This window comes from Arcobacter sp. ISO1, assembly GCF_058105185.1.
The window spans coordinates 2,389,069-2,414,973 of sequence record NZ_CM176573.1; the positions used below are offsets into that span (position 1 = coordinate 2,389,069).

At 28.5% G+C, this 25,905-nt stretch carries 20 protein-coding genes; 12 read left to right on the forward strand and 8 right to left on the reverse strand.

Going from position 1 to position 25,905, the window contains the following annotated elements:
• Positions 1-3: 3 nt before the first annotated feature.
• Both AC2TY9_RS11915 and AC2TY9_RS11920 read left to right on the forward strand, forming a co-directional pair.
• A complete protein-coding gene (locus tag AC2TY9_RS11915) occupies positions 4-1,581 on the forward strand; it encodes an AMP-binding protein (RefSeq protein WP_489777716.1) in 1,578 nt (525 codons plus the stop codon).
• A 117-nt stretch (positions 1,582-1,698) separates the two neighbouring features.
• Complete coding sequence (locus tag AC2TY9_RS11920; RefSeq protein WP_489777717.1) at positions 1,699-1,974, forward strand: c-type cytochrome; 276 nt, start codon at positions 1,699-1,701, stop codon at positions 1,972-1,974.
• 27 nt (positions 1,975-2,001) lie between these two features.
• Here the strand turns inward: AC2TY9_RS11920 and AC2TY9_RS11925 are convergent, their stop codons facing one another.
• Positions 2,002-2,841: a GGDEF domain-containing protein gene (locus AC2TY9_RS11925; RefSeq protein ID WP_489777718.1), complete on the reverse strand. Its 840-nt coding sequence runs from the start codon at positions 2,839-2,841 to the stop codon at positions 2,002-2,004.
• Positions 2,842-2,978: 137 nt separating this feature from the next.
• On the opposite strand from AC2TY9_RS11925, the gene AC2TY9_RS11930 reads away from it, so the two are divergent.
• A complete protein-coding gene (locus AC2TY9_RS11930) occupies positions 2,979-4,142 on the forward strand; it encodes a TsoY family (seleno)protein (protein WP_489777719.1) in 1,164 nt (387 codons plus the stop codon).
• 67 nt (positions 4,143-4,209) lie between these two features.
• Here AC2TY9_RS11930 and AC2TY9_RS11935 read toward each other — a convergent pair whose 3' ends face one another.
• The 3 genes from AC2TY9_RS11935 to recR form a co-directional block, all read right to left on the reverse strand.
• Positions 4,210-5,133, reverse strand: a complete 924-nt coding sequence (locus AC2TY9_RS11935; RefSeq protein ID WP_489777720.1) for a dUTP diphosphatase — start codon at positions 5,131-5,133, stop codon at positions 4,210-4,212.
• 63 nt (positions 5,134-5,196) lie between these two features.
• On the reverse strand, positions 5,197-6,708 hold the full coding sequence (locus tag AC2TY9_RS11940; protein WP_489777721.1) for a PAS domain-containing sensor histidine kinase: 1,512 nt from the start codon (positions 6,706-6,708) through the stop codon (positions 5,197-5,199).
• Between the two features lie 167 nt (positions 6,709-6,875).
• Positions 6,876-7,448: a recombination mediator RecR gene (gene recR / locus AC2TY9_RS11945; protein WP_489777722.1), complete on the reverse strand. Its 573-nt coding sequence runs from the start codon at positions 7,446-7,448 to the stop codon at positions 6,876-6,878.
• A 74-nt stretch (positions 7,449-7,522) separates the two neighbouring features.
• On the opposite strand from recR, the gene dnaJ reads away from it, so the two are divergent.
• On the forward strand, positions 7,523-8,653 hold the full coding sequence (gene dnaJ, locus AC2TY9_RS11950) for a molecular chaperone DnaJ (RefSeq protein ID WP_489777723.1): 1,131 nt from the start codon (positions 7,523-7,525) through the stop codon (positions 8,651-8,653).
• A 92-nt stretch (positions 8,654-8,745) separates the two neighbouring features.
• Positions 8,746-9,966, forward strand: coding sequence for a tryptophan synthase subunit beta (trpB, locus tag AC2TY9_RS11955; RefSeq protein ID WP_489777724.1), 1,221 nt, complete (start codon positions 8,746-8,748; stop codon positions 9,964-9,966).
• A gap of 45 nt (positions 9,967-10,011) precedes the next feature.
• Here trpB and AC2TY9_RS11960 read toward each other — a convergent pair whose 3' ends face one another.
• The gene (locus AC2TY9_RS11960; RefSeq protein ID WP_489777725.1) at positions 10,012-10,830 is read right to left on the reverse strand and encodes a ferritin-like domain-containing protein; all 819 of its coding nucleotides are present in this window, start codon (positions 10,828-10,830) and stop codon (positions 10,012-10,014) included.
• A gap of 70 nt (positions 10,831-10,900) precedes the next feature.
• On the opposite strand from AC2TY9_RS11960, the gene AC2TY9_RS11965 reads away from it, so the two are divergent.
• The 3 genes from AC2TY9_RS11965 to AC2TY9_RS11975 are packed head-to-tail and all read left to right on the forward strand — an operon-like array spanning position 10,901 to position 13,354.
• Complete coding sequence (locus AC2TY9_RS11965; protein WP_489777726.1) at positions 10,901-11,494, forward strand: MBL fold metallo-hydrolase; 594 nt, start codon at positions 10,901-10,903, stop codon at positions 11,492-11,494.
• A gap of 7 nt (positions 11,495-11,501) precedes the next feature.
• Complete coding sequence (locus AC2TY9_RS11970; RefSeq protein ID WP_489777727.1) at positions 11,502-12,371, forward strand: GGDEF domain-containing protein; 870 nt, start codon at positions 11,502-11,504, stop codon at positions 12,369-12,371.
• Between the two features lie 8 nt (positions 12,372-12,379).
• The gene (locus AC2TY9_RS11975) at positions 12,380-13,354 is read left to right on the forward strand and encodes a GGDEF domain-containing protein (RefSeq protein ID WP_489777728.1); all 975 of its coding nucleotides are present in this window, start codon (positions 12,380-12,382) and stop codon (positions 13,352-13,354) included.
• A 1-nt stretch (position 13,355) separates the two neighbouring features.
• Here AC2TY9_RS11975 and cmoB read toward each other — a convergent pair whose 3' ends face one another.
• A complete protein-coding gene (cmoB, locus tag AC2TY9_RS11980) occupies positions 13,356-14,270 on the reverse strand; it encodes a tRNA 5-methoxyuridine(34)/uridine 5-oxyacetic acid(34) synthase CmoB (RefSeq protein ID WP_489777729.1) in 915 nt (304 codons plus the stop codon).
• Between the two features lie 136 nt (positions 14,271-14,406).
• On the opposite strand from cmoB, the gene ccsA reads away from it, so the two are divergent.
• The 4 genes from ccsA (at position 14,407) to AC2TY9_RS12000 (ending at position 21,933) form a co-directional block, all read left to right on the forward strand.
• The gene (ccsA, locus tag AC2TY9_RS11985; protein ID WP_489777730.1) at positions 14,407-17,214 is read left to right on the forward strand and encodes a cytochrome c biogenesis protein CcsA; all 2,808 of its coding nucleotides are present in this window, start codon (positions 14,407-14,409) and stop codon (positions 17,212-17,214) included.
• A 105-nt stretch (positions 17,215-17,319) separates the two neighbouring features.
• Positions 17,320-18,057, forward strand: coding sequence for a response regulator transcription factor (locus tag AC2TY9_RS11990; RefSeq protein ID WP_489777731.1), 738 nt, complete (start codon positions 17,320-17,322; stop codon positions 18,055-18,057).
• A gap of 64 nt (positions 18,058-18,121) precedes the next feature.
• A complete protein-coding gene (locus AC2TY9_RS11995; protein ID WP_489777732.1) occupies positions 18,122-20,956 on the forward strand; it encodes a transporter substrate-binding domain-containing protein in 2,835 nt (944 codons plus the stop codon).
• Positions 20,957-20,958: 2 nt separating this feature from the next.
• Entirely contained in the window at positions 20,959-21,933 is a 975-nt protein-coding gene (locus tag AC2TY9_RS12000; RefSeq protein ID WP_489777733.1) for a GGDEF domain-containing response regulator, read from the forward strand.
• Positions 21,934-22,378: 445 nt separating this feature from the next.
• Here the strand turns inward: AC2TY9_RS12000 and lpdA are convergent, their stop codons facing one another.
• Both lpdA and aceF read right to left on the reverse strand, forming a co-directional pair.
• Complete coding sequence (gene lpdA / locus AC2TY9_RS12005) at positions 22,379-24,151, reverse strand: dihydrolipoyl dehydrogenase (RefSeq protein WP_489777734.1); 1,773 nt, start codon at positions 24,149-24,151, stop codon at positions 22,379-22,381.
• A 9-nt stretch (positions 24,152-24,160) separates the two neighbouring features.
• Positions 24,161-25,897, reverse strand: coding sequence for a dihydrolipoyllysine-residue acetyltransferase (gene aceF / locus AC2TY9_RS12010; RefSeq protein WP_489777735.1), 1,737 nt, complete (start codon positions 25,895-25,897; stop codon positions 24,161-24,163).
• Positions 25,898-25,905: the final 8 nt, after the last annotated feature.

Sequence of the window (25,905 nt, forward strand, 5' to 3'; positions counted from 1 at the left end):
CAAATGTCAATAAATTGTATAAGATCATTAATTGAGAATGCAGCTTTAACTCATAGTGACAAAATAGCAATTAAACATAATGAAAAATCTATTAGCTATGAAGAATTATTAAAAAAAGTTAATCAAATTGCTTTTTATTTAAAAGAGTTAGATTTACCAGCAGGAAGTAGAATTGGTATCTATTCAAATAAGGGAATGGACCAAGTTATAGCAATACTGGCTATATTATCTACCAATTATGTGCTTGTACCACTTACAAAGTTACTTAAAAGTGAACAAGTAGAATACATAATCAATGATTGTGATATTAGATGTATTATTACTGATAAATTAAAACTTGAATCTATTGAATCAATTAATTTTGATGGACATATTATCTCATATGAAACTGCCCATAAAGATATCCCCTCTTTTGAAGAGATTTTTAAATACTACAAAAAACCATACGAAACAACTGTAAATGGTCATGATAATGCAGTTATCACTTACTCTTTTGGATTAACAGGAACACCTAAAGGTATTGTAATATCGCATAGAAACTTAATTGATAGTGCAAGAGTTGTTTCTTCATATTTAGATTTACAAGAGGATGATGTTCTTTCTGGAATTTTAATTTTTAATCTAGATTATGGTTTAAATCAAATTTTTTGTTCACTTTACAAAAGAGCAACATTAGCATTACATAGATTTATTTTACCAGGAGATTTTTTCAACCATTTAATTAATGATAAAGTAACAGTTGTAGCTATGATGCCAGTAACTATAAATGCAATGTTTGATGAAGATGAACACAGAATACCAAGCCCTGAATTATTAGCAAATGTAAAAACTATCACCTCTTCAGGTGGTAATGTCACACCTAAAATGGTAAAAGATATCCAAAGATATTTCCCACATATAAACTTTTATTCAATGCATGGTTTAACAGAAGCATTTAGATCTACATATTTAGAGCCATCACAAATAAATATAAGACCTGAATCAATTGGGAAAGCTATTCCTGATGTTGAGTTGTATGTAATAAACGAAGAAGGGTTTGAATGTAAACCAAGAGAAGTGGGTGAACTAATCCATAGAGGTGGATATATTTACAAAGGTTTTTGGAATGCACCAATTGAAACAGCTCAAAGATTTAAATCAATCCAAATTTTAAAAAATGTAATCAACCTTGAAGGTTCTTTAAGGGATGAGATTGTTGTTGCAACTGGTGATTATGTTTATAAAGATGAAGAAGGCTATTTCTATTTTGTAAGTAGAAGAGATGACATGATTAAAACTAGAGGATTTAGAGTAAGTCCTTTTGAAGTTGAGTCAGTTGTTGAAAAGAATTTTCCACAAATTGAACAATGTGCAATTTTCTCAATTCCAAATAATGAGATTGAAGAAGAGATTGTTATGGTTTATAGCTCTAGAAGTGAAATCCCTCCAAAAGAGATTATATTTGAACTTAAGAACCATTTAGCATCTTATATGATACCTAATAGAATAATTTATAAAAAATCACTTCCTTTGATTCCAAGTGATAAGAATAAGATTAATAAAGAGGAATTAAAAGCAGAATTATTAGACACTTTAAAATAGTATAGTATAAAAATACTATACTTTTTAAAAAAATAATTATTCTTTTATTGACATAATTCCATTTTTATTCTACAATTTTTAATTATTATTTTAAAAATAAAATTTAAGGAGAAGACAATGAAGAAAATTTTAATTTTAACTGCAATTTTAGCTGGAGCTGCTTTTGCAAACCCTTATGCTAAATGTGTTGCATGTCATGGTGCAAATGGAGAAAAGGTAGCTTTAGGAAAATCTAAAATAATGAAAGATATGACAAAACAAGAGATTATTGATTCGTTAAAAGGATATAAAGATGGAACTTATGGTGGGCCAATGAAAGCAATTATGAAACCACAAGTGGCAGGTCTTTCTGACGCTGATATTCAAGCAATTGCAGAAAAAATAGGTAAGTAGGTAATGTAGAGAGAGATCTCTACAATACTAACCAAACTCCACTCTATCTCTTCCATTGTTTTTTGCTTTATAAACACCTTTATCAGCTTTAATAATCATTTCATCTTTTGACTTACACTCACTATAAAAAGAGATTCCCATACTAACACTAACAGATATATCTCTTATCTTATGGTATATCCTTTGAGCTTTTATTTCTGTTCTTAAATCATTTAGTTTTGAAATTAACTCAGATTTTTTTATAAAACATAAAATAACAAACTCTTCTCCCCCATACCTATAAACTTCACCATTTAAAACTCTTGCATATTTTTGTAATTTTTTAGCTAGATAAATTAAAACCCTATCCCCAGCATCATGACCAAAATTATCATTAATACCCTTAAATCTATCTGCATCTATAAAAACAGCACATAAAAGATCTGAATTATTTTGATTTACAAAAAGATCTAAATCTGCTTGCATCTTTCTTCTATTATAAACTTGTGTTAGATGGTCTTTGTTCATATTATCTTCAAGGGTAGCTTTTTCTCTTAATAACTGTTCTATTAATGAATCTTTATAATCTTCTTGAATATCAGTATTTTTTTGTTCTAGTATTGTTCCAAGATGAAATTCAAAAAGATCTTTTTTAAAGGAGTAATCAACTTTGTCACACTCAATAATTAGTTGCGGTTTATCTTCACCTAGACCATTGGTAATCTTAAGTTTATCAAGTTGTTTTATTGTGTATTTTATTTTGTCATTTTCTATTCTTGGTTCTAATAATTCTCTTTTCCAATACAAAGAAGTTGCTTTTTCTAATATTTTTGTTTTTTTAAATTTTATATTTTTAAAGAGTTCTTTATCTACTGAAATTTTATACATTCGTAATTTTATCCTTATTGCTCTTAAAAATCTTTCTGCCCATTTCACAAGTATAAGCTAAACTTATTATTTTTACTTATGTTTTTTTAATAATTCTTTGTGTATTATTCGGAAAAATTTATAATAAAAGGGTTTATATGGAATATAGGGAAAAGTTTAATCCAATGTGTTTTTTGGCTGCATTAGGAGCTGGTGGTTTATCTGTATCATTTTTTATGTATTTAATGTTTTTAGTTCCCCACAAAGGTGTTCCATTAGCTACATTTGATTTTATATATCCAGAGCTATTAAAGGGTTCTTGGTTATCATTTGTTATAGTATTTTCACTGGTTTTTATTATTGTCTTTGCTTATTTACATTTTAAATTACTTATTTGGAATACAAAACAATTTAAAAAATATAAAGAAACAGAATCATATAAAAATCTTATAGGAACAAATTCAGAGATTACTCTTATGACGATTCCTTTAACATTTGCAATGACAATCAATGTATGTTTTGTTTTAGGTGCAGTTTTTGTACCAAAATTATGGAGTATAGTTGAGTATATGTTTCCTTTTGCAATTATTGGTTTTATGGCATGTGGATATTATGCATTAAAAATTTTATTTAACTATTTTTCTAGAATATTGACAAATGGTAATTTTGATTTTACAAAAAACAATAATCTTTCACAAATGATATCAATCTTTTCTTTATCAATGGTTTCTGTTGGATTTGCAGCTCCTGGAGCAATGAGTCATAATCTAGTTGTAAATGCTATTGGTATTTTTGGTGCTTTATTTTTTGGTTCTGTTGCAATTTTACTTGTAATTATTAAAATTACTATGGGATTTAAAAATATGTTTGAACAAGGTATCTCAGTTGAAGCATCTCCATCTTTATGGATTTTAATTCCAATTTTAACTCTTCTTGGAATTATGATGATAAGAGTTTCATTTGGATTAGATCATAACTTTGATTCACAAATGAGTAAATCATCTTTATTTACCTTAAGTTCAGTAATTTTATCAATTCAGATTTTATTTGGTGCATTAGGATATAAAGTGATGAAGATAAACAATTACTTTGAAAAATATGTTTATAGTAATGATACTAAATCATCAATCTCATTTGCATTGATTTGTCCAGGTGTTGCATTTATGGTATTTGGTATGTTCTTTATTAATTTTGGACTAACTTATAATAATGTAATTGATAAGTATTCAATTGCATATTTTCTTCTAATGATTCCATTTATTTATTCACAATATAAAACTATAGAAGTATTTTTTGTATTGAAAAGAAAATTTGATTTTTAATTAAAAGATTAAGAAGTTAAGAAAAGTTTTTCTTAACTTCTTTAATTTAGAGTTTATTATTATCCAATTAACCAGGATAGTTTTTACTTAATGCTTCATATAGTTCATCAAAGCTAACATTTTCCATATCTTCTAAAACAGAAACCATAACTACATTATCTTCATCACCATTCCATTCTTTTATATAAGTACCCTCTTTATATCCATGATCTTGTCTAAATTTATTTAAACAATTTTTACCAATATATAGTTTTTGTAACCACATAAAAGATAAACCAGATATTTTACAACATCTAAAGAATTGATCAATAAATCTTTCAACTCCACTAAATGAAGGCATATTTCCAGTTTCAATAGCTAAAGAGATATATGATAATTTCTCAGCCTCTTTTACCATCAACTTTACATCAATATCTTCTATTTCAACAGCTTCATATATACAATGAGTATTTACTAAAGAGACAGCTTTTGGTACATTTGTTTCTTGTAAAATATAAGACATTAAAAAGTGCCAAATATCTACAAGTTCAACATGAATATTGTTCATATCAGGTTCTGCATTAATATTCTTCCAGTGTTTCCATGGTGTTGAATCAATTAACTCAGCAACTTCCATATGAATACATCTAAGCCAATTAATCTCTTTCCCAAATTTATTTTGACCCAATTCCCAGTTTTTACCATTTGTAGAATCATTCAATTGTTTTTGCAATAAAAACATCTCTTCTAATTTATGAGGAAAAGATGATGCTTCTTCTAATAATTCAGCTAAAGGTAAACACTCTTCAATAAGATTGTCAAGTGCAGAATTATTTGGTAAGTCAACATCCCCTTTTAAAAGATGAATAATAAGTGAAACAGTATAAGGAATTTCATCTTTTTCTTCCCATTCAAGTATATCTGAGGGAGTCACTCCAATATAATGTACAAAATCTTCTATTGTTAAAAAACCTAATGTTCTAATACTTTCTTTCAATTCTTTATATAACAATTATCACTCCTAAATTTCGTATGCGAAAGCTTATTTTACAAAAAAATTACTTTATTTCCGCAATTAACTTTTATTACCATTAGTTATTGGTAGTTTTATTATAAACATCGCCCCATTTTCAGTATTTTCAACATTTAAAATACCTGAACTATGTTTTTCTATTATTGTTTTTGACATATATAATCCAAGGCCTGTACCATTTTTATTATCTTTTGTTGAAAAATATGGATCAAATATTTTTTCAATTACACTACTGTCTATTCCACCAGCATTATCTTCAATCTCTATAACTAAAAAATTTTCTTCTTGAAAATATCTTATTTTTATTTGTTTATTTTCAATATCTCTTTCATTAAGAACATCTCTAGCATTTTTTATAATATTTATAATAACTTGTACTATCTCATTAACAAACAATTCTATTTGAGCATCAGTACTTTTTTCAATACTTATATCTATTGAATCATTCTTTATTAAATAAGAAACGAACTCTAATGCCTTATTAATAATAAACTCAATACTTGTTTTCTCTTTTACTTTGTTTGGTAAAAAGAAATCTCTAAAATCATCAATAGTTTTACTCATATAATCTAACTGAGTGTTTATATTCGTTATTGTTTCTTCTAAGAACTCTTCACTAACTTCACCCTCAAGGCTTTTATTTATCAATATTTTTTGAGACATTATTGATACAGCTTGTAAAGGTTGTCTCCATTGATGTGCAATCATTGAGATCATTTCTCCCATTACAGCAAGTTTTGATTGTTCAACCAACATTTTCTTTTGCTCATTAAGTTTTTTTCTTGAAGTAATATTGTGTGAAAGTAAATCAAAATACATAAACTCATTATTACTATCATAGTGTGGAGATATTAAAACGTCAACCCAATAGAAGCTGCCATTTTTTTTCAAACATTTAATTTCACCAGAAAAACTACTTTTCTGTTTTATTAGATTATAAAACTCCTTAAAGAATTTTTTGGGCATATCAATATGTTTTAGTATGTTATTATATTTACCAACTAAATCCTCTTTAGAAAAACCAGAAATATTAGAAAAGGCTTCTGAAGCATATAATATCTTACCTTTTGATGATATCCTTGAGGTAATTACATATCTATCTATAATATCACTTGTTTTATCAAGCTTTCTTTTTATCTGAGTAAATGAGTTATTATATTTATCTAAAATTGAAGTAAAATTTTTAGTATATACATAATTGAATTCTTCAAATAACTGCTTATTTGCAATATCAAGTTCGAAACTTGTTCTTTCAAAAGAGTTTTTTAAACCATTACATAAAATAAAAAGATCTTTTGATGTTGTAGCTTCATTTTTTAAATATACTACTAATTTATCAATTACTGGACAATCTCCAATAAAGGTAGTATTTTTAAAAATATTAAGAAAATATCTAATAATTCCTAAAGCAAACTCTTTTACAAAAAACTTTATATCAATTTCATATCTTCTAAGTAGATTTAAAACCTCTTCATTTCCTATCCAATATCTAATAATTGTAATAATATTATTTTCAAAAATTTCTATATGTTTTTTTGTTTCAACTAGATTCATTTATTGTTCTTTAACTTAAAAAAAGAACAGTCCAATCCACTACTTCTTTTGACTACAACAGATGGAATTGTTTGGGATTTGAAACCATAAGCATTACATCCATGGGGCTTTTTTTGATCCCAAGTTACATAATAGTATATACATTTTTGGCAATATATTTTGTTCATCTAAATATTAACTTTACTTTGAATTGCTTTTGATAGAGATAAAATATCTACATTTTCTAGGCTTACACCAGTTGGAACACCTTGGGCAATTTTATTGAATTTTATATTTAAATCTTGTAATTTATCCTCAATAAATAAAATAAATGCATCATTTGACAAAGATGGAGTAATAGCAAAAAGTATTTCATTAACACCATTTTGCGACACAAAAGATAAAAGTCTATCTACAGAGTCAGGGTCTAAATCTTCGATAACAAAATATAAACCATCAAATTGTTTTGACTCTTCAATAATAAAAATATCTTTTGCACTTTGAACAATACACATTAAGTTTTTTTGTCTTCTATCATCCAAACATACTTCACAAATCTCATGTTCACTCATAGAGCCACATTTGACACATCTTTGTATATTTTTAAGGGCATTTTCAATAGAATGGGCTATTTTAACACCCGTATAAGAATCATTCATAACAATATGATAAGCTAATCTAATTGCTGATTTTTTGCCAATTGTTGGTAAAGACTCAAAAGCATCAACTAAATCATAAAATTTCTCTAAACCTTTTTTCATTCGCGTATTATATCAAACATTAATAGATTTTTAGATAAAATCGCGAAATTTAAAATTAAATAAGGAGTTAGTAATTGACTGAAATAGATTATTATGAATTATTAGAAGTTACTAAAGATGCGGATAAAAGCACCATAAAAAAAGCATATAGAAAAATGGCAATGAAGTATCATCCCGATAAAAATCCTGATGATCATGAAGCCGAAGAAAAATTCAAAGCTGTAAATGAAGCTTATCAAGTTTTAAGTGACGATGAGAAAAAGCAAATTTACGACAGATATGGTAAAGCTGGTTTAGAAGGACATGGTCAAGGTGGTGGTTTCTCTGGTGGATTTGAAGATATCAGTTCAATCTTTGAAGAGATGTTTGGTGGATCTGGTTTTGGAGGCTTTGGTGGAAGCTCAAGAAGAAGAGAAAGAAAAACTTATAACTATAATTTAGATATTGCCGTTGAATTAGTAGTTGAATTCAATGAAGCTGTATTTGGTTGTCAAAAAGAGGTTAAGTATAACTATAAAGACGCCTGTAAAGATTGTAGTGGAACTGGTGCAAAAGATGGAAAACTAAGCACATGTTCACACTGTCAAGGTCAAGGTCAAATCCATATGAGACAAGGGTTTATGACTTTCGCTCAAACTTGTCCACACTGTAACGGATCGGGTCAATCAGTTGGTGATAAATGTAATTCATGTAATGGACTGGGGTATGATGAGATAAAAGATACTTTTGAAGTAAATATTCCAGAAGGTGTAAATGATGGAAATAGAATCAGAGTATCAAATAAAGGTAACATAGCTCCAGATGGTTCAAGGGGAGATTTATACTTACAAATTAGAGTAAAAGAGGATTCACATTTTGTTAGACATGATGATGATATCTATCTTGAAGTACCTATCTTCTTTACACAAGTTGCACTTGGAGCTGAAATTAAGATTCCAGGATTAAGAGGAGAACTTGATTTAAAAATTCCTGCTGGAACAAGAGATAAAGAACAATTCAAATTTCATGGAGAAGGTGTTAAATCTGTCCAAGGTTATGGTAAAGGAGATTTAATTGTACAAGTTAAAATCAATTATCCAAAATCATTAAATAGTGAACAAACAGAACTATTAGAAAAACTACAAGAGAGCTTTGGGGTAGAGAGTAAACCACACGAAAGTAGTTTTGAATCAATGTTTGATAAAGTTAAGAATTGGTTCAAGTAGTAACTAAAAAAGTAACATTTAAAAAATAATTTTCTATAATTCACCTTATAAAAAGTTCTTTTCATTTAAAAAGAGCAAAAAAAGGAAATTATATGTCATCAAACTATCTAGAGAATAACCCTGATGAAAAAGGTTTTTTTGGTAAATTTGGAGGGTCTTTTATCCCTCCAATGCTAGAAGAACCTTTTGCAAAAATCACACAAACATACAATGAATTAAAAAATGATCCAAAATTTATTGAAGATCTTAAATATGTTAGAAAACACTATCAAGGAAGACCAACTCCAATATCTTATGCAAAAAATCTAAGCGAATTTTGTGGTGGAGCAAAAATCTATTTAAAAAGAGAAGATTTAAACCATTCTGGTGCACATAAACTAAACCATTGTATGGCAGAAGTTATATTAGCTAAGCATATGGGCTTTAAAAAAGTTATTGCTGAAACTGGTGCTGGACAACATGGAGTTGCCCTTGCAACAGCTGCCGCTTATTTTGGTTTAGAGTGTGAGATACACATGGGTGAAGTTGATATAGCAAAAGAGCATCCAAATGTTGTAAGAATGAAAATCCTAGGTGCAAAAGTCATCCCGGCAACTCATGGTCTTAAAACTTTAAAAGAAGCTGTTGATTCTGCTTTTGAATCTTATGTAAAACAAGCTGATACAGCAATTTACTGTATTGGTTCAGTTGTTGGTCCACACCCATTTCCTATGATGGTTAGAGATTTTCAAAGCATAGTTGGAATTGAATCAAAAGAGCAATTTGCAGAACATGAGAATGGTGCAATGCCAGATAATATAGTTGCTTGCGTTGGTGGGGGTTCAAATGCTATGGGGATATTTTCAGCTTTTATTGATGAAGAATGTGTAGATTTATATGGTGTTGAACCAATGGGAAGAGGTGAAAACCTTGGAGATCATGCAGCTACATTAACTTATGGTGAAGAGGGTGTAATGCATGGATTTAATTCTATAATGTTAAAAGATGAGAATGGTGAGCCAGCACCTGTATACTCAATTGGTTCTGGAATTGATTACCCTTCAGTTGGTCCTGAACATGCCCACTTAAAAGATATAGGCAGAACAAAAGTTGGTTTATGTGATGACAAAGAAGCTGTAGATGCCTTTTATAAATTATCACAACTTGAAGGGATTATTCCTGCACTTGAATCAGCACACGCAGTTGGATTTGCGATGAAATTAGCAAAAAAACTTCCAAAAAATAAAACTATTTTAATAAACCTTTCTGGTCGTGGAGATAAAGATATAGATTTTGTAGTTGAGACCCACCCTATTCCAAACGCAAAGTTTTAAAACAAAAATCTATAAGATATAAAAGAGATGTTCTCTTTTATATCATTAATTACAATCCTCTTTTTTAGATAAGAATTTTAACTCATCGCAAGAGAAACCTGCTTTTTTTCTAGCTTCAATGTTTAGTTCATATTTTTTTGTTGTTGAACCTGGATAAATATTTTCTAGTATTTCAAAATATTTTTTTTCCACTTCATAGTTCTCTTTTTTGCAAAGATATTTAAACCATTTATCCCCTTTTGATACATGATCAACCTCTTCTTCTAAAATTATCTCCAAAGCATCAATTATTTTACCGTTAAACTCATCGGGATTAGATTTTAATTTTTCCATAATTTTTGGATTTTGTTCTAATCCATTTGCCTCAAGATATCTTGGTACAACTGCCATCCGTGAAAGAATATCTGGAGTTTTTTTGAGAGCTTCAAATAAATTTGTATGAACCTCTAAATCACCAAAATATGAATCAAGTTCAATTAATAACTTTTCTAACATTAAAAAATGTCTTATTTCATCTTGGGCAACTTCTAACCAGTCTTCATAATACTTCATTGGCATATTTTTAAATCTTAATGCCGCATCTAAAGCCATATCAATAGCAGAATACTCTATATGTGCGACTGTATGAAGTAAGATTATCTTTCCCTCTTTAGTGTTTACATATTTAGTTTTTTTAACTTCTTTAGGTAAAACTATTTTTAAAATATCATTATATGAGGGTTTAATTAAGGCATATGGTTCATGTGTATTTTCAAAATATAATTTTTTTTCTTTAAAATTCTTATAAAACTGCTCAAAAAGATCAATCTTATCCTTAGGATTATTTGTCAATATCACTTTTTCTAATGATTCATAATAATTCATAAACTTCCTTACAGCCTTAATAATATATACTATAATAACAAAATGAAAGTTAAAATTTATAGGGAATAATATGGGAATTAAAATACAGCCTATGGGGGATTACCAAACTAATTGTTACATAATTAATGTTGATAATAAAGATTTTATTATAGATCCAGGTGTAGGAGCAACTAATTGGGTAAAGGCTAATGTTACAAATCCAGTTGCGATTTTAAATACACATGGACATTTTGATCATGTGTGGTCTAACAAGCAAGTTAGCGAAGAGTTAGGTTTAAAAATCTACACACCTAAAGATGACAATTTTATGTTACAAAAAGATCCTTATGGTTTTGGAATGACACCATCTAGTGCAGATGTATTAGTTGAACCAGATGAAGAGTTTGACTTTGATGGAGTTAAGGTAAAGTTTCATCATTTTCCAGGTCATACTCCAGGATGTTCTGCAATTGAGATTGATAATAATCTATTTTCTGGAGATTTTATCTTTCAAAACTCTATTGGTAGAACAGATTTTCCTTTTTCAAATCCTCAAAGTATGAAAGAAAGTATTGATAAAGTTTTAAAGTGGGATAGAAATATTAGAGTCTTCCCAGGTCATGGATCTTCTACAACATTAAATGCAGAAAGAGATTCTTTAGAAAACTGGAAAAACTATTTATAGGAGTAATATGAATAGTTTAGATAAAAATTTAAAATCATTTATTAAATTAAATGAAGATTTAATCTGTATTAATAGTTTTGATGAAATAATCAATCATATTTCTATTGCATTAAAAGATTTATTTTTAATAGAAAAATTTTCAATTACGATAAAAGATAAAATCATCTTTACAAATATAGTTGAAGAAAAAGAAAATAATTGTACTAGTGTAAAAATAAATAAAGATGATGATTTAATAATCAATTATATATCAAAGAATAAATATGATGATGATTTGAAAAAAATCTTTAGTATTTTATCCCAAACTATTTATGCAAAGTTTTTAGAGCAAAAGCTTGAAGAAACTATTATGAAAGATCCTTTAACTAGCCTATATAATAGAAATTATGTTTATGAGTATTTAAGAACAATATTACCCCTTGTAAATAGAGAAGACAAAAAGTTAGCCTTTTTAAAAATTGGAATTGATCATTTCAAAGCTGTAGTAGATGAGTTTGATTATGAAATTGGAGATGAAGTTATAAAAGAACTTTCTAGCATATTAAAAAATAGTGTTAGGGAGTCAGATTTAGTAGCAAGGTTTGATTCTGATGAATTTTTAGTTATACTACATAATATACATAATGAAAATAATGCTATAATGATTGCTAAAAAGTTAATAAATAATTTTAAGGAAGCAAAGGTTATAATCAATGAAGATACAAAACAATCTTTAATGAAAACAATATGTACAGGTATTTTGATTTGCCCCGATGATGCAGAAAGAATCAGCGATATTCTAAGGTCTACAGACATTGCTTTATATGAAGCAAAGAACTTAGGTAGAGGTCAATTTTACAAATTCAAGAAAAACGATAATTCAATTGAGTTATTTTAAGGAAGAAAATGAGAAATAATATTTTAGAACTAATTAAAGATGCAGCAAATAATAAAGACTCATATGAAGCTCTTGAAAAAATCTACAATTTGTATGATCAACTTCAATATTCTTCAAATATAAAGCAAATGGCAGAGGATATATATCTTTGGTTACATACAAATTTTAATGTAGATAATGTAACTTTTTCACTATTTGATATAGAAAGAAATAATAAAGAAAATGTATTTATTGAAGGTGATGAATTTTATTTAGATGATGAATTATCTTTCTTCTTTATAATAAACACTCACACAAATTTAAATGCGATTGTATCATTTAGTGCTACCTCAAAGGTTCACCATGAAGTTCTTTCAGAACAGTACAAGGTTATAGAGGCTGCATTATTTCAGACTTCTCCTATATTACAAAATGGAATAATCAAGAAAAACTTTATAGAAACTTTATCTTTAGATTCTGTTACAAAGGTTTATAATAGACATTATCTAATTGAAAATCTGAACAAACAAATTCAATTATCAAAAAAAGATTATAATCAAATCTATTTTATCATGGTAGGAGTTGATCATTTCAAAGCTATTATAGATGAATTTGACCATGATATAGGAGATCAAGTTTTAGTTGAATTAGCAAAAATTATACATACTAATATCTCTGAATTTGATATGGTAGCAAGACTTGCAGGTGATGAGTTTTTAATATCTATGTTAAGTACTAACAATGAACATGATATTGAAAAAATTGGTAAAAATATTATAGAAGATTTTAGTAAAGTAAAAGTACCAGTTCATGATAATGGGCAAGTTTTACAAAAAACTGTTTGTGTAGGTGTTGATGTATTCAAAAGAGATGAAATTGATGACACCATTGATAAAACAATAAAAAATGCTGATATTGCACTTTATGAAGCAAAAAATAAAGGAAGAAGTCAGTATTTTAATTATAAAGATTTAGGCCCTGAAGATACAATAGATTTATTCTAAATTATTGTATCTTTCTAGCTTTCATATAAACTCTTTTTGGAGCTGGGTATCCTTCAACTGTTTTAGTTCTATCATTTGGATCTAAAAAGTCTTCTAAACTTTGATCAAAAGACCATGAAGTTTTTCTTTGTTCTTCACTTGTTGTTGTAGTTGTAGCAATAACTTCTATATTCTCAAAACCAGCACGACTAAGCCAATTTGTCAAAGCAGAAATAGTTGGTATAAAATAGATATTAGGAATTTTTGAATACCTTTTATTAGGTGTTAAACAAATCTCCTCTTCTCCATCTATCATAAAAGTATCAATTAAAATTTCACCTTTAGAATTTAAACCCCTTGCAAGAGATTTTAATGTACCAACTGGATCTGGTCTATGATATAAAACACCAAGCATAAAAATAAAATCAAACTTATGATTATAATATTCTAAATGTTCAACTCCCAACATCTCATAAATAATATCTGATTTTACAAAATGGTTTACAAATTCAAATTGATGTAAAGTTAGAGGTGCGGGATCAAAACCAATTAATCTTTTAGGTTTATCTTCAAGCATTCTAAACATATAATAACCATTATTACACCCAATATCTGCAACAACTTTATCTTTTAAATTAAAATGTGGTCTTATAAGATTATATTTAATGTTGCTTTGCCATTCACTGTCTATTTCTAAACCAAATAGATTAAAAGGTCCTTTTCGCCAAGGGATAAATTTTTTAGCAGTCTCTTCAAGTAGAGCAAACTCACTATCTGTTAGATTTTCCCTTTTCCCAACTGTAAACCAATCACCATAATCAATTTTTGGTGTTTTAATCTCTAAATCAGAAATTTTTAGAAGCTGGTTATACCAAGGTTCTACATTTTTCCATTTTCTACATTCATCTTTTTTCTTTTTTAATATATCTAAATCCATTTGGGAATTATAGTAAAGTAAATATTTAAATCACTTAAGTTTTATAGTTTTGTTTTACATTTGTGTAGAACTCTACACGTTAAGTCCATGTTGCAACTGTATAATTTATGTACTAATTACACACAAAGGACAACAATTGAAACCGTTGACAAATGTCTTATTTTCCTTTAAGACAACACTGATTTTATTCGCAATACTCGCTTTAGGAGCGGGTATCGCAACATTCATTGAGAATGATTATGGTACTTCTACAGCCAGAGTACTTGTATATAACAATATTTGGTACGAAACTGCTTTAGTTTTAATCACAGTAAATTTAATAGGTATTATTTTTAAATTTAAAATGTGGAAACATACACCAAGATTTATTTTCCACGCATCATTTGTAGTTATTTTAATAGGTGCAGCTGTTACTAGATATGTTGGATATGAAGGGATTGTTCATATTAGAGAGGGTCAAACTGAGAATAGAATGATTTCATTAGAACCTTACCTACAAGTAAAAATCAAACAAAAAGATAAAAGTTATTACAAAGAATATCAACATGAATTTGCTGCTTCAAGCTTAAGAAAAGGTATGGAAGCTGGTGAAACAGTTGGAGTTGTAGCAACATTAGGACAACTAGCTAATAAGTTTAGTCATGATATTAAATTTGATAACAAGAATCTAAATATAGAATATGTAGATTATATTGTAAGTAAAAAAGGCCGATCTGAAATGGGTATTTTAATTGTTAATGTTACTTTAGATGGTGAAACAAGAACAGTAAGATTACCAGGTAAAAGAGGTCAAACAGGTGTTGAGAAAATTGAAGGTTTTAAAGACACAGTTATTGCTTTAGAATATGGTTCAAAAACTCTTGAGCTACCATTCTCAATCAAACTTAGAGACTTCCAACTTGATAGATATCCTGGAAGTATGGCACCCTCTTCTTACGCATCAGAAGTTACAGTTAATAAAGATGGCAAGTCTTATGATTATAGAATATTTATGAATAGAACTTTACATGAAGGAAACTTTTTATTTTTCCAAAGTTCTTATGACCAAGATGAACAAGGAACAATTTTGTCAGTAAACAATGACCCAGGAAAGTGGCCTACATATTTAGGATACTTTTTATTAACACTAGGATTAGTTTTAAATCTTTTTGATAAAAAATCAAGATTCTGGAAATTAACTAAATATGTAAGTAGTAAAAATGTAGCTGCAATTCTTACTGCACTATTCTTCACTTTTTCTTCTCAAAATCTTATGGCAGAAGAAACAAATACCCATGGCTTGGAAATTAAAACTCCCCAAAATGATGTTGCAACGTATTTAGATAGTTTTAAAAATAAATCTAAAGTAACAGCTGAGAAATTTTCAAGAATTGTAGTACAAAGTAATGGTGGAAGAATGAAACCACTTAATACATTAAACCATGAAATCTTAAACAAACTTTCTGGGAAAAGCTCTTTATTTGGTATGGATTCAGACCAAATTGTTTTAGGTATGTTATCAAGACCTGAAGTTTGGAGAAATGTTGCTATGATTAAAATCAAAACACCAAAACTAAAAAAGATTTTAGGAATTGATTCTAATCAAAAGTATATCTCTTTTTCTCAAGTATTCAAAGATGGTAAATATATACTAACAGAGCATGCTCAAAAAGCTGCAATGTTATCTCCAAACCAAAGGGGAACTTTTGAAAAAGATATCATTAAATTAGATGAAAAACTAAATATTGCATACATGGTTTTTAATGGTACATTATTTAAAATGTTCCCTCAAGTAGGTTCAAATGATAATAATACATGGTACTCTCCTCTTGATGCAATTAGAACATTTAAAGGTGATAATCAAAAAGCAATTGAATCTTTAATAAGAGGTTTTATTAATTCTGTTGGTTCTGAAAACTTTGAATTATCTAATAAGTTTATTAGTATGATAATTGATTACCAATCACAAGTTGGTTCTGAAGTAATGCCAAAACAAAGTAAAATCAATAATGAAATTATGTTTAATAAATTAAACATTTTCCCTAAATTAACACTAGCTTATCTTTTTCTAGGATTTATTATCTTAATTGCTGCTTTTGTTGTAGTATTTAATCCAAAAATCAAACCTAAAAAAACAACTTTATTTTTCTTTATCATTTTAGGACTTTTATTTGCAGTTCATACATTTGGTATGGGATTTAGATGGATTATTTCAGGACATGCTCCTTGGTCAGATACATATGAATCATTATTATATATTTCATGGTCAGCAGTCTTTGCAGCGGTAGTTTTCTTTAGAAAGTCTTTACTTGCTCTAAGTGCTGGTGTAATTGTTGCAGCAATTTTTATGTTCACTGCTCACTTAACAACTATTGACCCACAAATTACAAATTTAGTTCCTGTTCTTAAATCATATTGGTTAACAATTCATGTTTCTATTTTAACTGCTTCATATGGTTTCTTTGGACTTGGTGCAATTTTAGGTTTCTTAGCCTTAGTTCTATTTATCTTTAGAAAAGGTAGACCTCACTTAGATGAAACAATCAAACACATCACAGCAATTAATGAGATTGCATTAATTATTGGATTAAGTGCCATTACTATAGGTAACTTTTTAGGTGGTGTTTGGGCAAATGAATCTTGGGGTAGATATTGGGGATGGGACCCAAAAGAGACATGGGCATACGTTTCAATTGTAATTTATGCATTAGTAGTTCACCTGAGATTTGTTAAACCATTAAGTACTCCGTTTATTTTTGCTGTAGCTTCGCTATTAGCATTCAGTAGTATTCTTATGACTTATTTTGGTGTTAACTTCTATCTTTCTGGACTACACTCATATGCAACTGGAGATCCAGTACCTATTCCAATGTGGGTATATTATGTTACGGCTGGTGTATTCCTTACAATTGCCCTTGCATATAAAAACCAAGATTTAAAAGATAACTTAAATACAACAAAATAATAACTAGGTCTCTTGACCTAGTTATCTTCTTTTTCAAAAAATATAATAATCTTCCAGATAATTTAACTTTTTTTTAGTATAATTTTATAAATAAAGAGGATTAATATGAATCATGATAATTTAAAAAAAATAATTGATATCACAAAAAGTCTAAATACCCTTTATATAGAAGACAACAATGATGTTAGAAATCAGACATTAAAAATGCTTGATATATTTTTTAATAATATTGTGGTTGCTACTAATGGGAATGAAGGTCTTAATTTATTTAAATCAAAAAACAAGTTTGAATCTTCTTCTTTTGATTTAATTATTACTGATATTGAGATGCCTGTAAAAGATGGTATAACTATGATTAATCAAATTAGAGAAGTTGATAAAGAGATACCTATTTTAATTTTTTCTGCTCACAGCAATACTGAATATTTTCTACAAACAATCGATGCTGGAATTGATGGTTATATATTAAAACCATATTCAATAGACCAGATATCCAACTCTTTATCTAAAATAATTGAGAAGAACAAACTAAAAACAATAAATAATCATATCATTAATCTTGAAAATGATTTTTTATGGAACATTGAAGATTCTTTATTATTTAAAGATGAGGAAGAGATAAAGTTAACAAAATCTGAAATCAAACTATTTACCTTATTTATATCAACTAAAGGTTCATTAAAAACATATGATGAGATAGAAAACTATATTTTTGATGAATATTCCACTAGCTCTAAAAGAGTCAGAAATTTAATGTCAAGGTTAAAACAAAAACTTGATTATGAATTATTTGAATCAATTTATGGACATGGTTATAAGTTAAAATATAAAAAAATTTTATAGTTCAATGAGACAGTTAGGAGACTATTTTTTGTTATAATTGTTAAAATAAAACTAAAAGTGAACTATGAAATTTTTAAAACTCATCTTTATATTTATATTAATTAATAACTTTTTATTTTCACAAGAGATAAATTTAACTTCTGAAGAAAAAGATTTTTTAAAAAACAATTCACCTATAAGATTACACAACGAACTTAATTGGCCTCCCTATAATTTCAATGAAAATGGTGAACCAAAAGGTTTTTCAGTTGATTATATGAATCTTTTAGCTAAAAAACTAAATATTGATATTGAGTATATCACTGGGCCTTCATGGGATGAGTTTATGACCATGTTGCAAAAAGATAAATTAGATGCAATAATTAATATCTCAAAAAATAAACAAAGAGCAAAAACAATAGCCTTTACATCAATTTTTCATACAGCCGCAAATGCTATATATGTTAAAAGAGGAACTGAATATTTAGATAGTCTTGAAAAACTAGAGGGTAAAACTTTAGTTATGCCTAAAGGGTTTTTTGCACAAAAAGCTATTGCAAAGTATTATCCCAAAATAAAACAAATTTTAGTAAAGGATACATTAGAATGTTTAAAGATTCTTTCTTTAGGTAATGCTGATGCAACAATTGGCAAAAAAAATGTAATTGATTATGTTATCACCTTAAACAATATCTCTGGTGTTGTTCCTACAAACTATGTTGATGATAATAGAATGGTTAGTTTAATTAGAATTGGTACATCAAAAAATAAAGCTATATTAAGAGATATTATTGAAAAAGCCCAAAAAAGTGTTAGTGATGAAGAGATTTTAGCCTTAAAAAGAAAATGGTTTGGGGTAAAAGATACAATCAGTACAAAGTCATCAAACTTTTTAAATGACAGTGAAATTAAATATATCAATTCAAGAAAAATTTTTAAAATGTGTAATATTACAGATTTAAAACCTATTGAATTCTTTGAAAATAGCAAATTCCAGGGAATCTCAGTGGATATACTAAATAATATTGCTAGTAAAACCAATATGAAATTTCTACCTGTTAAAACTAATTCATGGGAAGAAGCTAAAAGTTTTTTAAAAGAGGGGAAGTGTGATTTTATCCCTACAGTTACAAAAAGTGAAGAATTAATTGATTTTGCAACTGTGACAAAACCTTTTTTAAGCTATAAACTAGCAATTATAACTCAAAAGAATAAACCTGTTGCAGCAAGTTTAGAAGATATTTTAGATAAAACTATTGCTAAAAGAAAAGATTCTAAAATAATTCAAGTTTTAAAATCATCACATCCTGATTTAAATGTAATTGAAACCAGTACTAATAAAGAATCTTTAGAAGCAGTTAGTAAAGGGAATGCTTATTTTGCTTTAGAACCTCTACCAATTGCCTCATATTATATCTCTAACTATGCACTTAAAAATCTATATATTTCAAGATATACAAATATGCCTTTTACTGTTCATATGGCTATTTCAAAAGATAATGAACCTTTATTGTCTATTTTAAATAAATCTATAAATAATATCTCACAAATAGAAAGAAGAGAGATATTTAGTAAATGGACAGCTTCATCTATAAGTTATAAATCTATTGTTGATTATGAATATTTTTGGGAGATTGTATCTACACTTTTTTTCTTAATTCTAATCTTTTCATACAGACACTATGTATTAGATAAATTAAATAAAAACCTTACCTTGGCAAATGAAGAAATTGAGAAAAAAACAAAACAATTAGAAAAGCAAAAACTTCTTTTTGAAACTCTTTATACAAAATCAGCGGATGGAGTTATTTTAATTAAGGATGGGATTATTACAAGTTGCAATGAAGCTACTTTAAAGATTTTTAAAATTGATAAATCTGAGATAATCAACAATACCCTTGAGAATTTGGCTCCCATTATTCAGCCTGATTCTCAAATCTCAAAAAAAACCATAAAAAAATATATGGATGAAGCATTAAATGACGGTGTTGTAAGTTTTGAATTAGTTTTAACAGATGCTACACAGTCAAATATTTGGGTAGAGATTGTATTTACTTCAATTGAGATTGAAAACAATCTTTTTTTACATACGGTACTTAGAGATATTACTAGTAGAAAAAACCTTGAACAAAAGCTTGAAGACTTAAATTCAAACCTAGAAAAAAAAGTTAATGAAGAGATAAAAAAGAATGAGATAAATACTCAAAGATTAGTTCAACAAAGTAGATTAGCTCAAATGGGTGAAATGATTTCAATGATTGCCCATCAATGGAGACAACCTCTATCAGCCATTTCCGCAACAACAAATAATCTAATTTTAAAAATGATGCTAAATGATAATATCGATAAGAAATATTTCGATAATGAACTAAAGCTTATTACTGAATATTCTCAACATCTTTCATCTACAATTGATGATTTTAGGAACTTCTTTAAAACTGATAAAGAGAAGGTTTGTTTTAAACTAAATCAAGTTATTAATAAATCTTTATATCTAATTAATACTGCCCTTGATTCAAATGGAATAAAATTAGAAAAACACTTAGATGAAACCATAGAGATATATTCATACCCTTCTGAATTACAACAAGTTATTTTAAATATATTAAAAAACGCAGAAGATGCATTAAATGAAAATGATAATATAAAAGATAAACAAATCACAGTCTTAACCCATAAAAAAGACAATACAATGGCAATTATTGAAATTATTGACAATGCTGGAGGGATTAATAAATCAGTTAAAGAAAAGATTTTTGATCCATATTTCTCCACAAAAACAAAAAAAGATGGAACTGGTCTTGGACTTTATATGAGTAAAATTATAATAAATGAACATTGTAATGGAAGGCTTTTAGTATCAAATGCAAAAGATGGTGCAAATTTTCAAATTGAACTACCACTAGATAAAAGGTTATAAACATGTCAGCTAATTTAAAAGAATTATTAGAACATACACAAACTTTAAGTGTCTTATTTATTGAGGACAATTTTGATGTAAGAATACAACTTATGAAACTTCTGGAAAACTTTTTTTCAGATATAGATGTTGAAATTGATGGAGAAGAAGGACTAAGAAGATTTAAAGAATATTATAGTTCTAATGGAACTTATTATGATTTGATAATCACCGATTTAAGTATGCCCAAAGTTGATGGTATTAGATTATGTAAAGAGATTTCAAAAATAAATGAAGAACAGACTATTTTAGTAGTTTCTGCACACACAGAGTCAGAAAAACTAATGAAACTTATTGATATAGGTATTTATAAATTTTTACAAAAACCTGTTGATTATAGAGATTTGTTATCAACTATTTCTTCTATTTCTGAAAAACTCAAGAATAGAAAATCTTTTAAACAATTAAAGTCAGAATTTAAATCAATCAGAAACAATAATGTTATTTTAAATCAATTAGCTATAACAGATAAATTAACTTCAATATATAACAGAAGATACATTGATAGTTACTTACTTGAAAAAATTGAAGATTTCAATAAAAACCCACAAAATAGACTAAGTATTATTTTTGTTGATATTGATGATTTCAAAAAAATCAATGATACTCATGGTCACGTTAAAGGTGATAAGGTTTTAGTAGAATTTAGTGAAATAATAAAATATAATATCAGGACAGAAGATGTTTTTGGAAGATGGGGAGGTGAAGAGTTTATTATAATTAGTGAAAGTTCTTTAGAAACAACTGCAGATATTGCAAATAAACTTAAAAAACTAATTGAAGAACACACTTTTTGTAGAGACTTAAATATAACATCAAGTTTTGGTATCACAACTTGCAAATATAATGATACACTATCAACTATAATCCAAAAGGCCGATTACGCACTATATCAAGCAAAAAGAAATGGGAAAAACCAGACTTTTTTAATTGAGTAATTCATAAAGTTAGTTGATGTAGTCTGTAGACTTTTCTAAAAAAGATTAACCATGGTATTAATATTAGTATTAGTGATAAATAAAAAATATCTATTGAGAGTTCAAATGGTATAGATAAGGAGATACCATACATTAATATTAAATTAATAGGTATAAATATAACTCTATTGTTAAAACTTACACCTTTTTTTTTCAAACAAAGCATTACTTTATAGTTAATTGTAGTAATAAAAACTATAGTGAATGTAACAAAAACAAAAATATTCCAAAATTCATTTTTTATAAAAAGATTCTCATCTAATAAACTTAACAAAAATGGAATATACAATAAAGACAACATAAACGAATATACAAATGAGGTCTTTTGATATCTATTACTAAATAAAGGCATTCTCTAATCCCAATATCTGCCACAAAGAGAAAACTCTTTGTGGTATAAATTAATTTATTTTTTCTTTACAGCTTTAGCATTTGGTAAATCTGTAATACTACCATGGAAAATTTCTGCTGCCATTCCAACTGATTCATGTAATGTTGGATGGGCATGAATTGTAAGACCTATATCTTCTGCATCACAATCCATTTCTAGTGCAAGTGAAATTTCACCAAGTAATTCACCAGCATTATCTCCAACAATAGCTCCACCAATAACTTGGTCAGTGTCTTTGTCAAAAATTAGCTTTGTCATACCTGCATGCGAAACATCAGAAGCTATTGCACGTCCAGAAGCACTCCAAGGGAAAGTTGCAACTTCATAATTAATCCCTTGCTCTTTTGCTTCAATTTCACTTAAACCTGCTGTTGCAATTTCAGGGAAAGTATAAGCAATACCTGGAATTTGTTTAGGTTCAAAGAATACTTTATGTCCAGCAATAACTTCAGCTGCAACATGACCTTCATGAACAGCTTTATGTGCTAGCATAGGACCACCAATAATATCACCAATTGCAAAAATATTTGATACTTTTGTTCTCATTTGTTCATCAACTGAGATAAATCCATGGTCATCAACTTCAACACCTGTATTTTCAATACCAATTTTTAGTCCATTTGGAGTTCTACCCATTGCTACAAGTACTGCATCATACATTTGAGGTTCAGGTGCATTATCACCTTTAAACTCAACATAGATACCATCTTTTTTAGGGATGATTGCTTGAGTCTGAGTTTTAAACATAAAGTTAAATCTTTCTTCATTTGCTTTAGTATAGATTTTAACAATATCTTTATCAGTTCCTGTCATAACTTGAGGACCTCTTACTACAACATCAACTTTTGAACCTAATTTTTCATAAACAGTTCCCATCTCAAGACCAATGATTCCACCACCCATTACAAGTAATCTTTTTGGTACTTCTTTTACTTCTAAAGCATTTGTTGAATCCCAAATTCTTGGATCTTCATGTGGGATGAATCCCATTTTAGAACTCTGAGAACCTGCTGCGATAATACAATTATCAAAACTAACTTTTGTTTGTTTACCTTCAACATCAGTATGTTCAACAATAACATTGTTCTCATCAATAAATTTCGCATTACCTTGAACAACTGTAACGTTTCTCATTTTAGCCATTGCTGTTAAACCATCTGTAAGTCTTTTTACAACTCCTGATTTATATGCAGCAACACCAGGTAAATCAATTTCTGGTTTAGGAAATTTAATTCCTGCATGTTCAATATGCTCTGCTTCTTCAATAACTTTTGCAACATGAAGTAAGGCTTTTGAAGGTATACAACCAACATTTAAGCAAACTCCACCTAAAGTTGGGTGTCTTTCAACTAAAACAGTTTTTAAACCTAAGTCAGCACATCTAAATGCAGCTGAATATCCACCAGGTCCTGCACCAATAACTAGAACTTCACCTTTTATTTCACTTGCATCAGAAGATACAGAAACTTCTGTTGCTTGTGGTTTTGCTGTAGAAGTTTCTTCTTTTGTTTCAGCTACAGGAGCAGGAGCTTCAGAAGCACTCTCCTCTTCAACTTCAACTCTAGCAATTAAATCACCAGAGTTAACTTTATCTCCAACTTTTACTAAAATCTCTTTTACAATTCCACCGTGAGTTGTTGGTACATCCATTGATGCTTTTTCTGTTTCAAGTGTGATTAAACCATCTTCTTCTTCGACACTATCACCAACTTCAACCATTACTTCGATTAAATCTACATCTTTATCTGCACCCAAATCAGGAATAAGTATATCTATAATTTTACCCATGTTTATTCCTTATAGACTTAATAATCTAATATCGCTTAAAAGCTTAGATAAAGTTGTTGTAAATCTCGCACCATCTGCACCATCTATAACCTTATGATCATAAGATAAAGATAATGGCAACATTAATTTCGGAACAAACTCTTCACCATTCCATACAGGTTTCATTTCAGATTTTGATAATCCTAAAATTGCAACTTCTGGAGCATTGATAATTGGAGTGAATTTAGTTCCACCAATTCCACCTAATGATGAAATAGTAAAACAAGCACCTTGCATATCAGTTGATTTAAGTTTTCCATCTCTAGCTTTAGCAGAAATCTCTTTTAACTCTTCAGCTATTTGTTTGAAACCTTTTTTATCAACATCTTTGATTACAGGAACAACTAATCCATTAGGAGTATCAACTGCAATAGCAATATGGAAATATTTTTTATAAACTAAACTTTGTCCATCTGGAGTTAATGATGTATTAAACTTAGGATGAATCTCTAATGCTTTTGCAACAGCTTTTAATACAAATACTAATGGTGATAATTTATAACCTTCAGCAATTGCATTTTGTGCTTTTCTAAAGCTTTCCATCTCTGTAATATCAGCTTCATCAAACTGTGTAACATGTGGCATTGATACAGCATTTCTATGTAAAGATGGTCCAGAGATTTTTTGAATTCTGTTTAACTCAACAGTTTCAGTTTCACCAAATTGGCTAAAATCAACCTCTTTAAGTTCAGGGAAATTAAATCCAAGTCCACTTCCAGTATTTGCAGCTGCAACAGCTGGTTTAGATAACTGCTCTTTCACATAAGCTTTAATGTCATCTTTAAGGATTCTTCCTTTTCTACCACTTCCTTTAACAAAACCTAAATCAACTCCAAACTCTCTTGCTACTTTTCTAACTGATGGAGAAGCATAAACTTTTGAAGCTTTTTCAGTTAATACTGCATTTGCAACAGGAGCAGAAGTAGCTGCTACTTCTTGAACAGTAGCAGATTTTTTAGGCTCTTCTTTTTTAGGCTCTTCTTGTTTTTTAGCTGGTGTTGGAACTTTTGATTCCATTACAACTGTTTTAACCATTTTTGCGATTAAATCACCAGAGTTAACTTTATCACCTGCACTTACAGATAATTCTAGAATTTCACCAGCAAATGGTGCAGGAACATCCATAGATGCTTTTTCTGTTTCAAGAGTGATAAGTCCATCTTCAAACTCAACAGTATCACCAACTGATACCATAACATCAATTAAATCTACGTCTTTATCAGCACCTAAATCTGGAACATGAACCTCTTCAATAACTGAACAAATTGTTTGTTCATTTACAAACTGACAAGAGATTTCAGCACCACTTGCACTAATTGCTTTTAATTCAGCTTCAGCTTCTTCAATTCCCATTACAGAACCTGAACCATCTTCATAAGCTGGTTCTTTTTTAGTTTCTTCTACAGGAGTCTCTTCTTTTGTTTCAGCAACAGGAGCTGGGGCAGGAGCTTCAGAAGCACCCTCCTCTTCAACTTCAACTCTAGCAATTAAATCACCAGAGTTAACTTTATCACCAACTTTTACTAAAATCTCTTTTACAATTCCGCCGTGAGTTGTTGGTACATCCATTGATGCTTTTTCTGTTTCAAGTGTGATTAGACCATCTTCCTCTTCAACACTATCTCCAACTTCAACCATAACTTCAATTAAGTCTACATCTTTGTCTGCACCCAAATCAGGAATAAAAATATCTACTAGTTTACCCATTTTTTACT